Below are 13,971 nucleotides of genomic sequence, written 5' to 3'. Positions count from 1 at the left end.
CGTCGACGCATAATCGCGCCACGGTCCGAATTTCGGCATGCCGAAATTGTTCCCGGTGAGGGGCCGTGCAGTAGTGGTGTGCCGCGAGGCGGCGGGATGGTTGTCCGGGGCCGGTCGGCTCCGTGGCAACTCGGAGAACACTACACGAGCGGGTGAGGTGCTTCAAACCCGTGCCGGGCGCCCATTTGCGCGGTACTTTGGGCGGCATGACTGCGCATGCGCTCGTACAGCAGTGGTGGCCCGCCTGACGGCGGCCGACCACAGCGCATGCATGACCACGGCCGCCGCTTCGGCGGCCGTTCGCGTTTCTGCTTCTCGTAGCCGGCCGGCGAGGTCGGCGGTCTCGATGCGCACCCCGGGAACTCCGGGAGTGCGGGAATCGGGAGAGATGACGGATGAGTGAACTGGTGCGGGAGCGGGCCGGCGGGGCCGGGGGCGACCTGGTGCCGGGGCGCGGCGGTCGCGTGCGGGTGTTCAGCGGGGTGCAGCCGACGGGGCACCTGACGCTGGGGAACTACCTCGGGGCGGTGCGGCGGTGGGTGACGGAGGAGCAGCACCGGGCGGACGCGCTGTTCTGCGTGGTCAATCTGCACGCGCTGACCGTGGAACACGATCCGGCGCGGGTGCAGCGGCTGAGCCGGCAGGCCGCGTCGCTGCTGCTGGCCGCGGGACTGGATCCGGAGCAGTGCACGGTCTTCGTGCAGAGCCAGGTCGATGAGCATCTGCGACTGGCGTACCTGATGGAGTGCACCGCCACCGACGGGGAAATGCGGCGCATGATCCAGTACAAGGAGAAGGCCGCGCGGGAGCAGGCGCGCGGCGGGAGCGTGCGCCTGTCGCTGCTGACGTATCCGACGCTGATGGCGGCGGACATCCTCGCGTACGGGACGGACGAGGTGCCGGTCGGGGACGACCAGACCCAGCATGTGCAGCTGACGCGGGACCTCGCGGTGCGGTTCAACCAGCGGTACGGGGCGACGTTCGTCGTGCCGAAGGCGACGCGTCCGCGGGTGGCCGCGCGGGTGATGGATCTGCAGGATCCGACGTCGAAGATGGGCAAATCGCACGCCCGGACCGCGGGGACCGTCTTTCTGCTGGACGAGCCGGAGGCAGTGCGGAAGAAGGTGATGCGGGCGGTGACCGACGACGGCGATGGCGTCGTCTACGAGCGGGAGACGCGGCCGGGGATCGCGAACCTGCTGGACGTACTGGCGGCCTGTACGGACGGGGACCCTGAGCGCCTGGCCGAGGGCTACGCGTCGTACGGCGCCCTGAAGAAGGACGTGGCGGACGCGGTGGTCGAAACTCTGCGGCCGGTACGCGAACGCCATGCGGAACTGGCGGCGGACCCGGCATACGTCGACGAAATCCTACGGACCGGGGCCGACCGCGCCCGCAACTTGGCAAAACCACGGGTGGACGCGGCTTATCGGGCTATGGGGGTGGGGGTTTAGGGGTGTGGGGCGTAGGGGCGTAGCGCCGTAGCGGTGTAGGCATTCGGGGCCCGCCCATAAGGGGTGGGCCCCTCGCAGGGGCGTGCCCGTTTGTGGACGTCGCGTTTGTGGACGGTCCGTTTGTGAGCGTGGCCGTACGTTCTTCGAAGGTGCGTGCCTGTTTATGGGGCGTGCCCGTACGTCGTCATAGGGGATGCCCGTTTAGGGGGTCGTCCCCTGTACCTCTGTACCTCCCCGTAGCGGCGCGCCGACGGGGGACGCCCAGGCACAGCCGGGTCGGGGCTGCGGGGCAACCGGTGGCGGGGGCGGGTCAGCCGTTGCCGGTGGCCAGTTCGCGGCTGCGGTCGCGGGCGGCTTCGAGGGCAGCGATGAGGGCGGCGCGGACGCCGTGGTTCTCCAGTTCGCGAATGGCGTTGATGGTGGTGCCGGCCGGCGAGGTGACGTTTTCGCGGAGTTTGACCGGGTGTTCGCCGCTGTCGCGGAGCATCACGGCGGCCCCGATCGCGGCCTGGACGATGAGGTCGTGGGCCTTGTCACGGGGCAGGCCGAGCAGGATGCCGGCGTCCGTCATGGCCTCGACGAGGAAGTAGAAGTACGCGGGGCCCGAGCCGGAGAGGGCGGTCGCGGCGTCCTGCTGGCTCTCGGGCACGCGGAGGGTCTTGCCGACAGTGGAGAAGATCTCCTCGGCGCGGGTGAGGTGGGCGGCGGTGGCGTGGGTGCCGGCGGAGATGACGGACATCGCCTCGTCGACAAGGGCCGGGGTGTTCGTCATGACCCGGACGACCGGGGTGCCGGTGGCCAGGCGCTCCTCGAAGTACGAGGTGGGGATGCCGGCTGCGCCACTGATGACCAGGCGGTCGGTGGGGACGTGCGGAGCCAGCTCGCGGAGCAGCGTGCCCATGTCCTGGGGCTTGACGGTGAGGATCAGGGTGTCGGCGGACTTGGCGGCCTCGGCGTTGCTGACCGCTTCGACGCCGTAACGGTCGTGCAGTTGGGCGGCGCGCTCCTGGCGGCGGGCGGTGACCAGCAGGTCGGAGGGCGCCCAGCCGCCGCGGATCATTCCGCTGAGGAGGGCTTCGCCGATCTTTCCGGTGCCGAGGACTGCGACCTTCTGGGTCATGGTGCCGGTTCGCCTTTCCGCTGCGCTGTGCCGGTGCTGCTTCTACTGGTGCGTGTGGTGGCTGGGGTGGCCGGGCTGGCTGTACCTCTGGGCCGCCGAGCGCCTCCACCCATGTGCCTGTTGTCGTCATCCTCGCACCGTGGGTTGACCGCTGGCGGCGCGTTCCGCTGGGTGGACCCGGCACGTCGGTGGGCCCGGCACGTCGGTGGACCTGGCACGTCGGTGGGCCCGCGCGTCGATGGACCGCAGCACGTGGGTGGACCGCAGTGTGAGTGGACCGCAGCACGTGGGTGGACCGCGGCATGGCCTGCGACTGGCACTGCGTGACGTGGGCAGAGGCGCGGGGGATGCGGGAGGGGCCGAGCCATGTGGGCGGGGGCGGTGGGCGGGGCGTATGTCGGTGCCCCACGTCGGCGGCGGGGTGGCGGGGCTTTCGCCGGGTGCGGGGGCGGGCCGGGCGGGGGCCGGAGGTCGGGGATGGGCCCACGGTCGGTGGCAGTGAGGCGGGCGGTTGGGGGCTGGGGCGGGGGCGGTTGGTGGGCTGGGGGGCGAATGGGGTGGGGGTGGGCGTCTTCGGTTGGGGTGGGGTGGCTGCGGGGTGCCTGTGGGCCGGCGCCGCTGCCTCCTTATTCCGGCAACGATTACGGAGAGTGATTAGTTCCTGGTGAGAGTAGCAGAGAGTGAGGGAGGGGGGTGGGCTTGGGGAGCGGGGGATTGGGCGGGTGTTCCGAGGGCGGGATCCGTAGGGGTCGTTGCGGGTCGTTGCGGGTGACTGCAGGGCAGGGCGGCGTTGGCGTCGGGGTTTGGCGTCGGGGTTTGGCGTTGGGGGTTGGCGTGGGGGGTTGGCGTGGGGGTGGAAGTGGGGTGCGGGGTGGCGCGTGGGGGTGGGTTGGGGGCGCCGGCGGGCGCTGGCGTGAACGGAACCATTCCGTCCTGTTGGATAACCCCGCGTTTACAGGGTGGTTACTTGCCGAGCTGCGACCCGGCGGCTGAGGCTCGACACAATGGGGGGACCTGTCCAGCCGCGCCGGAGGGGGCGACGATGGCGAAGATCCGGGTCGGCGGCCTCGGCCGGCTCCTGATGATCGTCGTGATCGTTGTGGTGGGCCTCGTCGTGGCGTTCGTACCGGCGCTGTCCTTGCCTCCCTCCGTTGGCGCGGGTGTATACGGGGTGGGCGGGCGAGGAGCCTCGACCTCGGCTTCGGCTTCGGCTTCGACTTCGGGTCCGACCTCGGCTTCTGGTTCGGCTTCGGACTCGGCCTCGGATTCGGCCTCAGCTTCGGGTTCGGCTTCCGTCTCGGCCTCAGCTTCGGGTTCGGCTTCGGGTTCGGCTTCGGGTTCGGTCTCGGTCTCGTCGGTCGGGTACGTCGTCCCGCGCGTGGTCGGATACGGCGACCTGGACGCAGTCGGATACGGCGGCCGCGATGCAGTCGGGTACGGCGGCCTCGGTGTGGTCAGGTATGGCGGCCCGGACGTGGTCGGGTACGGGGATCTTGGTGAAGTGGTCGGGCGCTTGGGCGAGGCCGCGCGCTCGTTCGGGGCAGGGCGTGAAGCGGGGGGCTTGGGCGCGGTAGGGCCGTCGGCGGGTGAGGGGCCGGTGGTCGGGGATGCTTTGGGGCATCCGCATGCTGCCCGGGAGGGTTGTCCGGCGCGGCGGGGTGGGCGGTCCAGCGGTTCGCTGTGCGCTCCGGTGCCGTCGGGGAATGCCGTGTCGACCGCCGCGCCCGTACGGACCGTTGAGGGCGGGCCGGCCATCACCGCGCCACTGACGGGGCGTCAGGCCGTGCCGTTGTCGAGGTCGGGTGAACTTCCGGTCCACCATCTCGTTTTCCGCTGCTGAGAGCTGAGAGCTGCCCCAGGGCCTCCCCCGGCCCGCGCATCCGACGGAATCCAGCCGTCATCGCTCCGCACCCTTCATGGCGCCTGCCGCGCGGTTCGCGTGTGGCGGTGCGGACCCGTACGCGCTCGTGTGCGGCCTCGTGCCCGTGCCCGGCCGTCCTGGTTCGTGCCTGCCGTGTGTGTCCGCGTTCCGGGTCGCCGCATTCCGATTCGCTGGAGGCATCTCATGCGTAGGTTCCGAGTCCGTCGCGGCCGTTCCGTCCAGCCGTCCATATCGTCCCCGTCCCGGCCCGTACCGTCCCAACCCGTACCGTCCCGGCAGGACAGGTCGTCCCGGCGGGACGTTGCGCCGCCGCGTGAGGGGCGGGAAGTGCAGGGAGCCCGTGGGGCTCGCCCTGGCCCTTCGGGGCGCGCCGGTCGTCCGCGGCACGTCCGTGCTGATGTCACCGCCTCGATGGTGGTGTTTCTGGTTGCCGTGCCGCTGTGTGTCGGGGTGGCCGTGGCGTCCGGGGTGCCGGCTGAGTTGGGGCTGGTCACCGGGATCGTCGGCGGGTTGCTCACCGGGTTGCTGCCGGGGAGCAGTCTGCAGGTCAGCGGGCCGGCCGCGGGGCTGACCGTGCTGGTCTACGAGGCCGTGCAGGAGTACGGGCTCGGTGCGCTGGGCGTTCTGGTGCTGAGCGCCGGGGTGCTGCAGCTGGTGATGGGGGCGCTGCGGCTGGGGCGGTGGTTCCGGGCGATCTCCGTCGCGGTCGTGCAGGGGATGCTGGCGGGCATCGGGCTGGTGCTGATCGCCGGGCAGGTGTACGCGCTGGTGGACGCGAAGGCACCGGGCAACGGGCCGGCGAATCTGGGTGGGCTGCCGGATCTCGCGGTGGACACCATCGGGTCCGACCCGGCGTTGCTGGCGCTGGCGGTCGGGGCGTCGACGCTGGCGGTGCTGGTGCTGTGGCCGAAGTGGCGGCGGGCGGCCCGGGTGCTGCCCGCGCCGCTGGTCGCGGTGGCGCTGGCGACCGTCGCCGTGGCGGTGCTGGATCTGCCGGTGGCGCGGGTCGAGGTGTCGGGGCTGCTGGAAGTGGTCCAGCCGCCGGGTGGGGCGGATGTCGCCCGGCTGGTGGAGGCCGGTGCGGTGGCCGGGGTGCTGGGCACCGTGCTCGCCTTCGCGCTGATCGCCTCGGCCGAATCGCTGTTCAGCGCGGCGGCGGTGGACCGGCTGCACGACGGGCCGAAGACCGACTACGACAAGGAGCTGATGGCCCAGGGCGCCGGCAACACGGTGTGCGGCCTGCTCGGCGCACTGCCGATGACCGCGGTGATCGTACGTAGCGCGGCCAATGTGCAGGCTGGGGCGCGGACCAAGGCGTCGCGGGTGCTGCACGGGGTCTGGCTGCTGGTGTTCGCGGCGGCGTTCCCGGCCGCGCTGGGCATCGTGCCGATCGCGGCACTCGCGGCCGTTCTGGTGCACGCGGGCTGGAAGTTGCTGCCGGTGAGGACGTGGCGGCCGCTGTGGCGGGAGCACCGGGGTGAGGCCGTGGTGCTGGCGGCGACGGCGGTGGCGATCGTGGCCACCAACATGTTCGAGGGGGTGCTGCTCGGGCTGCTGCTGGCCGTCGCCAAGTCGGCGTGGGCGACCTCGCAGGTGCACCTGGAGGTGACCGGTCTGGAGGGCAGTGGGGCGATCCGGGTCCGGGCCGTGGGCCATGCGACGTTCCTGCGGCTGCCGAAGCTGCTCGACCAGCTGGAGGCGCTGCCCCGGGACCGGGAGATCGAGCTGGATCTGTCCGGGCTGCGCCATCTCGACCATGCATGTGCGGCGGCGCTCGGCAACTGGGAGGAGCAGCGCCGCGGGCCGGACGGGACGGCACGGCGGACCACACCGTCCGTCGCACCGTAGGGACGGAGGGCCGGGGGCCGGAAGCACGGAAGCCGTAGGGCCGGAGGACGGTGGGCCGTAAGCGCGGAAGCCTTAGGCCCGTAGGCCCGTAGGCACGTAGGCACGTAGGCATGTAGGCATGTAGGCACGTAAGCCCCGGCGGCCGTTATCGCCGGCCGCGGGGCTTACGGCAACGAACAACCCTTACAACAACAGAGCGGCGTTACGGCGGAAATGACCGTAGGGTCAAAGGGCTGGTGACCGCTGACCCCCGAGGAGTGCTGTGAACCGCCGGCCCCTTCGTCGCTGCGGGGCGACCGCCGCCCTGTCCGTCGCCCTGCTGCTGTCCTCCTGCACCGGTGCCGCCCTGAGCGCCACCGGGACGGCGGGCAGCGGCGGGGTGGGCGACCCGCTCTTCCCGGCGCTCGGCAACGGCGGTTACGACGTCCGGCATTACGGCCTCGACCTGGACTACGACGTCCGCCGGAAGCATCTGGACGCGACGGCGGAGATCACCGCCCGGGCCACCCAGGACCTGCGCTCCTTCCAGCTGGACCTGGAGGGGCTGCGGGTGTCCGCGGTACGCGTCGACGGCAAGGACGCGTCGTTCTCCCGCAAGGGCCACAAGCTCACGGTGCGGCCGCCGGTGGGGATCGCGAAGGGCACGCAGTTCCGGACCACCGTCGCGTACGCGGGCACCCCGCAGGAGCTGCGGGACCCGGACGGGTCGACGGAGGGGTGGGTCAAGACGTCCGACGGGGCGTTCGTGTCGGGGGAGCCGGCCGGGGCGATGACGTGGTTCCCCGGCAACAACCACCCGGAGGACAAGGCCACCTACGACTTCCGGATCACCGTTCCGCGGCGCTACACGGCCGTCGCCAACGGGGAGCTGCGCTCGGAGAAGGTGTCCAAGGGGAAGGCCACGTTCACCTGGCACAACCCGGAGCCGATGGCCAGCTACCTGGCGACCGCCACCATCGGCACGTTCGAGGTCCACACCTCCCGCACGCCCGGCGGGCTGCCGCTGTACGTCGCGGTGGACCCGGCGGAGGCCGCGGCGAGCCGGGAGCCGCTGGCCCGGCTGCCGGAGATCATCAAGTGGGAGAGCGGGCTGTTCGGGAAGTACCCGTTCTCCTCGGCGGGCGCGATCGTCGACCACACCCCGCCGCGGATCGACTGGTACGCCCTGGAGTCCCAGACCAAACCGGTCTACGCCGGGGCGCCGGACACCGTGACCGTCGTGCACGAGATGGCGCACCAGTGGTTCGGTGATTCGGTGACGCCGAAGACCTGGCAGGACACCTGGCTCAACGAGGGCTTCGCGACCTACGTCGAGTGGCTGTGGGAGGAGCACGAGGGCGGCAAGACGCCCCAGCAGCAGTTCGACGCGCTCTACAAGGACGACCCGCACAACGAGCGCTGGGACTTCCCACCGGGCCGTCCGGGCGCCGCGAAGAACGTCACCGGCACGGCCGTCTACGAGCGCGGCGGGATGCTGCTCCAGCAACTCCGCAGGGCCGTGGGTGACAAGACGTTCTTCCGGATCCTGAAGGAGTGGCCGGCCAAGTACCGCTACGCCAACGCCGATTCGAAGGACTTCATCGCCTTCTGCCAGGCGCGCACGGACGTGGACCTGAAGCCCCTCTTCGACGCGTGGCTGTACGGGAAGGGGAAGCCGGAGCGGGTGTTCTGAGCGGCCCGCTAACTGACGTTCGGGATCATCAGGCGGGCCGCGGCCGGGTGACGGGCCGTGAGGGTGAGGAAGCGGCGGGTGGAGCGGACCACCTGTTCCTTGACGTGGGCTGCCGGGCGGCCGGTCAGGACCGTTTCGCGTGGGGTGTCGTCGGCGCGTACGGACTGGATCAGGCCGTCGTGCCGGCCCAGGCTCACGCACTGCACGAAGTAGGAGAACGACAGCGGGCGGGGCTCCGTGCCGCGGAGTTCGGCGATGATGCCGGCGGCCGCGTGGGCGCCGGTCGGCAGGGCGGTGGCGCAGGCCATGCGGAGGGTGCCGGCCCGGGGGGACCGGGCCTCGGCCGCGTCGCCGGCGACGTAGACGTCCGGGTGGCTGACCGAGCGCAGTGCGGCGTCGACCCGGATGCGGCCGGTTGCCGGGTCGGTGTCGAGGCCCGCGTCCCGGGCGAGGTCCCCGGTGGCCCGCAGGGCGGCCGTCCACACCACGGCGTCCGCGTCCAGGTCGTCCGCGTCGGCGACGTGCCGGCCCTCGGTGACGCGTGCCCGCAGCCGGGCGAGGACGGTCCGTACGTGGGAGCGGCCGCGGGCCGACAGTCCCGGGCCGAGTTCGCCGCCGGTGAGCAGCCGGACCTGCCACTCGGGGTGGGCCTCGGCGAGTTCGGCGGCCATCTCGATGCCGGTGAGTCCGCCGCCGACCACCGCCAGTGCGCCGGGTCCGGTCAGCAGCCGCTGGTGGAGGGCGGGGGCGGTCTCGGCGGTGAAGGACCGCTGCCCGGCGCCGCGCGGGTCGGTGTGGCTGCCGAGGGCATAGACCAGGCGGTCGTAGAGGAGGCTGCGGCCGCGGTCGGTGTGCACGGCGCGGGCGTCGGGGTCGAGGGCGGTGGCCCGGGCGGCGAGGTGCTCGACGCCGGTGCCGCGCAGCAACTCGGCCCGGGAATGGGCCACTTCGGGCCGTCCGGCGGCGACTTCGTGCAGCCGGACCCGTTCGGTGAGCCGGTCGTCGGGGTCGACCAGCGTCACCTGTGCGTGCGGGGCGAGCCGCAGCGCGGCCATCATGCCCGCGTAGCCGCCGCCGAGGACGACGACCCTGCCGCCTGCGGCCTTGCGGGGGCGGGGGCGGCGGCGAGCGCCACGGGGCCGGTGGTCGGGCACACCGTTCGTGGGCTTGTTCATGGCGTCCTCCTGGACGGGGTGTCGTTTCCCTGGGTGGGGCGACCGGATGGTGCGGCGCCGGAAGGGGGACGACGTGGGAGGCGGGAATGTGACAGCGGGGGCAGGACGGGGAGGTGGGGAGGGAGGAAGTAGGAGGTAGGAGGAGGGGCGGCGGCGCCTTCACTTCTGGCCGGAGACGGTCGCACGGCCGGGATCGACGAGGCCGAGAGCGACGTGGCCGAGCTTCTCCGGGTTGAGGACGGCGTCCACCTCCGTGATCCGTCCGTCGTGCACGGTGAAGGCGAACACCCCGGACTGGCGGCCCCCCGCGTCGGCGAAGAGCAGCCCCGTCGCGCCGTTGACCTGCTGGAGCGCGACCCGCACCGGTCCGCGTTCGGCGCCCCGGGCGACCAGGCCCAGCGCGTAGCGGGCGACCTTCTCGCGGCCCAGGACCGGGCGGCGCGTGGCGCTCACCCGGCCGCCGCCGTCCGAACGCCAGACGACCTCGGGGTCGAGGACGGCGAGCAGCGCGTCGAGGTCCCCGCCCATGACGGCGGACAGGAACGCCTCGACGGTGCGCCGGTGTTCGGTCCGGTCGACGGTCCGGCGCGGCGCCTCGGCCCGTACCCGCCGGCGGGCGCGGGAGGCCAGCTGCCGTACCGCGTCGGGCGTGCGGCCGACCGCCTCGGCAACGTCCGGGAAGGGGACCGCGAAGACGTCGTGGAGGATGAACGCGGTGCGTTCGGCGGGGGTGAGCCGTTCCAGGACGGTGAGCAGGGCCATGCCCACGGACTCGTCGAGGGTGACCCGGTCCTCGGGCGCGTCGCCGTACGCGCTGCCGGGCAGCGGGTCGCCACCGGCGCCGTCGACCAGCGGTTCCGGCAACCACGGTCCGACGTACCGTTCCCGGCGGGCCCGGGCCGAGCCCAGCAGGTCGTAGCAGATCCGGCTCACGACGGTGGTGAGGAAGCCGCGCGGGCTGTCCACCGGTGGGTCGCCGGGCAGCGCCTGCCATCGCAGCCAGGTCTCCTGCACGGCGTCGTCCGCATCGCTGACCGTCCCCGTGATCCGGTACGCGATGCCCCAGAGCCGCCCCCGCTCCGCCTCGAACGTCGCCAGGTGGTCGTCCGCCCGCGGCCGTTCAGCTGGTGACGTATGCGTGCTGGTGGCCGGGCCGGGGTGCGGGTGGCTGCTGGCGGTGGGCCCGGGGTGCGGGTGGCTGTTTGCGGCCGGTCCGGGGTTCGGGTGGCTGTTTGCGGCCGGGCCGGTGTTCCTGTCTGTGGTCTCCCTGCGGTCTTCCGCCACGTGCGGTGTCTCCCTCGCTCCGTTCACCTGCCCGGTCCGCTGCCGGGCCGGAGGGCCTGCCTGTTGGGGCCTGCCCCTGTGGGCCCGCCCTAAGGACGACGTGGCGGGGCCGGATGTGACACCGGTGGGCGGAGGGCGACGGTGAGGTCGAGGGCGTACGCCTCCTCGACCGTGCCGTCGGGGAAGACGTCCAGCAGGGCGGCCCGTTCGGCCGCCAGGACGGGGGCGGCGGCCGCCGGGCCGAGGGCAGCGAAGTACGAGCGGCTGCCGAGCATGGCGAGGTGGGTGTCGAGGGGGACCCGCCGGGTCCAGTGCAGCACGCGGCATTCCGGGCGCAGGCCCAGGCCGAGGCCGCGGAGCAGTTCGGGGGCCTCGGGTGAGATGGGGTGGGCGTGGTAGCCGGGGAGCCGGCGGGCGAGCCTGGCCTCCTGTTCGGCGGCCCAGGCGACGTCCGGATCGGGCACGTTCCACCACAGCGCGAGCGCGCCCCCGGGCCGCAGCACGCGCAATGCCTCCGGGACGGAGCGCGCCGGGTCGGTCCAGTGCCATGCCTGGGCGTAGCCGACGAGGTCGAAGCCCGCGTCGGCGGAGAACGGGAGCGCCTCACCGACGCCGCGGACGAGCGGGACGTCCGGGTGGGCGGCGTGCAGTTCGGCGGCCATGGCGGCGCCCGGCTCCACGGCGGTCACCCGCGCGCCGCGCGCCGTGAGCAGGCCGGTCGCGATGCCCGTTCCCGCCCCGACGTCGAGCACCCGCGCCCCGGCCAGCGGCCGTCCGGTCAGTTCCTCGATCGCGGCGAAGAGGGCCGGTGGATAGCCGGGCCGGGCGGACGCGTACTGCCCGGCCACGGCGTCGAAGGAGCGGGCGAGACTGCCCGGGGGCGGCGGCTGTACGGGCGGGTGTGGGGTGCCGGTCATACGGGCATGCTGCCGCGCGGCCGACCCGCCGCGCCGCCGCTTCACGAAAAATCGGCAGCCGGACACCGGGAGTCAGGCACGGGCAGCCACGGACAGGCAGCCGCAAACGGCCAGGCAGCCACCATCAAGAGCCGCCAGGAGGCAAAAACCAGACCGGGTTCACTTTCAGGCTCGGTCTGGCTATAGTCCTGCCATGGCTGGTTTGCGGGAGCGGAAGAAGGCGCAGACGCGGCAGCGGATCGCGGCGGTGGCCTGGCAGTTGTTCGCGGAGCGCGGGTTCGAGGCGGTGACGGTCAACGAGATCGCGGAGGCGGCCGAGGTCGCCAAGGCGACGTTGTTCGCGTACTTCCCGACGAAGGAGTCACTGGCGCTCCAGGGGGTCGGTGACGACGACCTGGCGGGGATCGTCACCCGGCGGCCGGCCGGGCAGTCGCCGCTGGAGGCGCTCCGGGCGCACTTCCGGGCGTTGGCGGCCGGGCCGATGACCGGGCTCGACCCCGAGGTGCTGGTCTCCCGGATCCGGGTGATCTTCGACAGCCCCGCACTCAGCGCCGCCGCCAACGCCCTGCTCTACCAGCAGCGGCAGCAGCTCGCCGAGGCTCTGAAGACGGAGGCCGTTGCGGCCGGGGAGGAAGGCGGGGAGCGGGACGCCGGGGAACGGGACCCCGGGGAACCGGACGCCGGCGAACGGGACGCCGGAGGCCGGGGGGAGATGGCCGCTGTCCTGATGGCGGCTCAGATCAGCGCGTCGCTGGTCACGCTCCAGGAGGCGTTCTTCCGCCGGCTGGCCGACGGCACCTCGCTGGACGACGCCCGCCAACGGCTCGCCGAGGACGTCGAGTTGGCGTTCTCCCTGCTGGCGGACGGCCTTGAGACGCACACCGCCCACCGAGCCACACCCACCAGAAACTGACCCGAGGGGACACCGGACAGATCATGCGCGCAAGGGGAATCAACTACGACACCGGGTTCCTTCCCGGCGAGGACCTTTCGCGGAAGAGCTTCGCCGAGGAGGCCGTCCGCAAGGACATGGCGGTCATCGCCCGGGACCTGCACTGCGACGCGGTGCGGATATCGGGCGGCGATCCGGAGCGGCTGAGCGTGGCCGCCCGCTGCGCGGCGGAGGCCGGACTCGAGGTGTGGTTCGCGCCGTTCCCGGTGGACCTGGGGCCGGCGGAGCTGCGGACGTTCTTCGCGGACTGCGCGGACCGCGCCGAGGCCGTACGGGCCGGCGGGGCCGAGGTGGTGTTCGTCGCCGGCTGCGAGATCAGCGCGTTCTGCTCGGGCTTCATCCCCGGCGAGAAGTACGGCGACCGGCTGGACGCCATGGTGAAGGGGGACCGGGACTGGTGGATGTCGCTGGGGCCCGTACAGGAGCGGCTGAACGACTTCCTCGCCGAGGTCGCGGAGCTGGTGCGGGGCCGCTTCGGCGGGCGGATCACGTACGCCTCGGGCCCCTGGGAGAAGGTCGACTGGCGGCCGTTCGACCTCGTGGGCGTGGACGCGTACCGGGCGGCGTACAACGCGGGGCGGTTCCGGGAGGAGGTGCGCGAGCACTTCGCGCACGGCAAGCCGGTCGCGGTGACCGAATTCGGCACCTGCGCCTACCGGGGCGCGGGCGAGCGGGGCGGGCTGGCCTGGCAGCCGCCGGCGGGTGCGGTGCCGGACGAGGGCGAGCAGGTGCGCTACTTCGGCGAGTTGCTGGACGTCTTCGAGAAGGAGGGCGTGGACACCGCCCTGTGGTTCACCTTCGCCGCGTTCAACACCCGTAAGGGCGCCGACCTCACGTCGTACGGCGTCGTGACGATGCTCGACGAGACGCACTGGGAGCCGCGAGAGGTGTTCGCGGCGATGGCGGCCCGGTACGGGAGGGCCTGAGCGGCCTGAGCGGTGGGCGGGCGGTCATGGCCGCCCCTTCCTCGTCCGCGCCCGGTCGAGGGACCATGCGCCCAGGCCCACCAGTACGGCCGCCCCGGCCCCGTACACAGGCAGCCACAGGGTCGTGGTGGCTGACAGGCAGTCGGCAACGGCGACATGGCTCTGGGCTGCCTGCGCGTGGGCCAGGGCGGCGCCGTCGCGACCGGCCAGGTGCGCGAGCGAGGCCTCCGCCCGGATGGCCTCGTACCTGCCCAGCGCGGGACACGCGGCGCGCGTGCCGGGCATCGGGAACAGCCACGACCAGCGCTGCAGCATAGGGGCCAGGGTGATCGCCACGCACAGCCCGACGACCAGCGAATACGCCACCAGGTTCCGCAGGTACGCAGATCCGGGCGCCCGGGTCGGCAGTCGCTGAAAGGAGAAGATCACCGCAAGGAGGGTCACCCCGATGTAGGTGGCGAACCATTGCCAGGACCCCTGCGCGAGTGCGGCCGTGAGCACGGCGGCGAGCGCGATGCCGATGACCCCCGGCTGACCGGGAGTGTCGCGGCTCGCGCCGACCGAGGCCGTGTGCCGGGCTTCTTGAAGGCCGAAGTGGTCGCCCATGGTCTCTCCCGCGTGGCTCAGAGGCCCTCAGCATCCGGGCGCACCGCGCCCCGGCACGGCGCCATGCCGGGCCGGCCGACAAGCCCCGCCCGGTTGGCGGGGCTTATGGGCAGGACACAGTTGCAGGAGCAGCAG

Annotated in this window: 10 protein-coding genes; 5 read left to right on the top strand and 5 right to left on the bottom strand. The window is 72.7% G+C overall.

All coding sequences use genetic code 11. The annotated features are described in order from the left end of the window. Positions 1-395 precede the first annotated feature (395 nt). On the top strand, positions 396-1,454 hold the full coding sequence (gene trpS, locus ACGF4C_RS37045) for a tryptophan--tRNA ligase (protein ID WP_393572674.1): 1,059 nt from the start codon (positions 396-398) through the stop codon (positions 1,452-1,454). 310 nt (positions 1,455-1,764) lie between these two features. Here the strand turns inward: trpS and proC are convergent, their stop codons facing one another. Continuing rightward, positions 1,765-2,574, bottom strand: coding sequence for a pyrroline-5-carboxylate reductase (gene proC, locus ACGF4C_RS37040; protein ID WP_030417292.1), 810 nt, complete (start codon positions 2,572-2,574; stop codon positions 1,765-1,767). A gap of 2,209 nt (positions 2,575-4,783) precedes the next feature. Here proC and ACGF4C_RS37035 point away from each other — a divergent pair. Then, positions 4,784-6,304, top strand: a complete 1,521-nt coding sequence (locus ACGF4C_RS37035; protein WP_393572669.1) for a SulP family inorganic anion transporter — start codon at positions 4,784-4,786, stop codon at positions 6,302-6,304. Positions 6,305-6,566: 262 nt separating this feature from the next. Then, a complete protein-coding gene (locus ACGF4C_RS37030) occupies positions 6,567-7,976 on the top strand; it encodes a M1 family metallopeptidase (protein ID WP_393572667.1) in 1,410 nt (469 codons plus the stop codon). A gap of 8 nt (positions 7,977-7,984) precedes the next feature. Here the strand turns inward: ACGF4C_RS37030 and ACGF4C_RS37025 are convergent, their stop codons facing one another. The 3 genes from ACGF4C_RS37025 to ACGF4C_RS37015 all read right to left on the bottom strand — a co-directional run bounded on the left by ACGF4C_RS37025 (position 7,985) and on the right by ACGF4C_RS37015 (position 11,352). After that, on the bottom strand, positions 7,985-9,151 hold the full coding sequence (locus tag ACGF4C_RS37025; RefSeq protein ID WP_393572665.1) for an NAD(P)/FAD-dependent oxidoreductase: 1,167 nt from the start codon (positions 9,149-9,151) through the stop codon (positions 7,985-7,987). Positions 9,152-9,310: 159 nt separating this feature from the next. Next, positions 9,311-10,249 (bottom strand): RNA polymerase sigma factor SigJ, encoded by a 939-nt coding sequence (sigJ, locus tag ACGF4C_RS37020; protein WP_393572678.1) that lies wholly within the window; start codon positions 10,247-10,249, stop codon positions 9,311-9,313. Positions 10,250-10,524: 275 nt separating this feature from the next. Next, positions 10,525-11,352: a class I SAM-dependent methyltransferase gene (locus ACGF4C_RS37015; protein WP_393572663.1), complete on the bottom strand. Its 828-nt coding sequence runs from the start codon at positions 11,350-11,352 to the stop codon at positions 10,525-10,527. Positions 11,353-11,545: 193 nt separating this feature from the next. On the opposite strand from ACGF4C_RS37015, the gene ACGF4C_RS37010 reads away from it, so the two are divergent. Both ACGF4C_RS37010 and ACGF4C_RS37005 read left to right on the top strand, forming a co-directional pair. Further along, the gene (locus tag ACGF4C_RS37010; RefSeq protein WP_393572661.1) at positions 11,546-12,265 is read left to right on the top strand and encodes a TetR/AcrR family transcriptional regulator; all 720 of its coding nucleotides are present in this window, start codon (positions 11,546-11,548) and stop codon (positions 12,263-12,265) included. Positions 12,266-12,288: 23 nt separating this feature from the next. Next, positions 12,289-13,230, top strand: a complete 942-nt coding sequence (locus ACGF4C_RS37005; protein ID WP_393572659.1) for a hypothetical protein — start codon at positions 12,289-12,291, stop codon at positions 13,228-13,230. A 24-nt stretch (positions 13,231-13,254) separates the two neighbouring features. Here ACGF4C_RS37005 and ACGF4C_RS37000 read toward each other — a convergent pair whose 3' ends face one another. Beyond that, positions 13,255-13,836: a hypothetical protein gene (locus ACGF4C_RS37000; protein ID WP_393572657.1), complete on the bottom strand. Its 582-nt coding sequence runs from the start codon at positions 13,834-13,836 to the stop codon at positions 13,255-13,257. Between the last annotated feature and the right edge of the window lie 135 nt (positions 13,837-13,971).

The organism is Streptomyces sp. NPDC048197 (assembly GCF_043202395.1).
GTDB lineage: Bacteria > Actinomycetota > Actinomycetes > Streptomycetales > Streptomycetaceae > Streptomyces > Streptomyces siderophoricus.
This window is presented reverse-complemented; position numbering and strand designations above follow the sequence as displayed.

Excerpts from the sequence above, each read along its gene's own strand:
- proC (WP_030417292.1), bottom strand. The coding sequence starts at position 2,574 with ATGACCCAGAAGGTCGCAGTCCTCGGCACCGGAAAGATCGGCGAAGCC.
- trpS (WP_393572674.1), top strand. The coding sequence starts at position 396 with ATGAGTGAACTGGTGCGGGAGCGGGCCGGCGGGGCCGGGGGCGACCTG.
- ACGF4C_RS37005 (WP_393572659.1), top strand. The coding sequence starts at position 12,289 with ATGCGCGCAAGGGGAATCAACTACGACACCGGGTTCCTTCCCGGCGAG.
- ACGF4C_RS37025 (WP_393572665.1), bottom strand. The coding sequence starts at position 9,151 with ATGAACAAGCCCACGAACGGTGTGCCCGACCACCGGCCCCGTGGCGCT.
- ACGF4C_RS37000 (WP_393572657.1), bottom strand. The coding sequence starts at position 13,836 with ATGGGCGACCACTTCGGCCTTCAAGAAGCCCGGCACACGGCCTCGGTC.
- ACGF4C_RS37015 (WP_393572663.1), bottom strand. The coding sequence starts at position 11,352 with ATGACCGGCACCCCACACCCGCCCGTACAGCCGCCGCCCCCGGGCAGT.
- ACGF4C_RS37010 (WP_393572661.1), top strand. The coding sequence starts at position 11,546 with ATGGCTGGTTTGCGGGAGCGGAAGAAGGCGCAGACGCGGCAGCGGATC.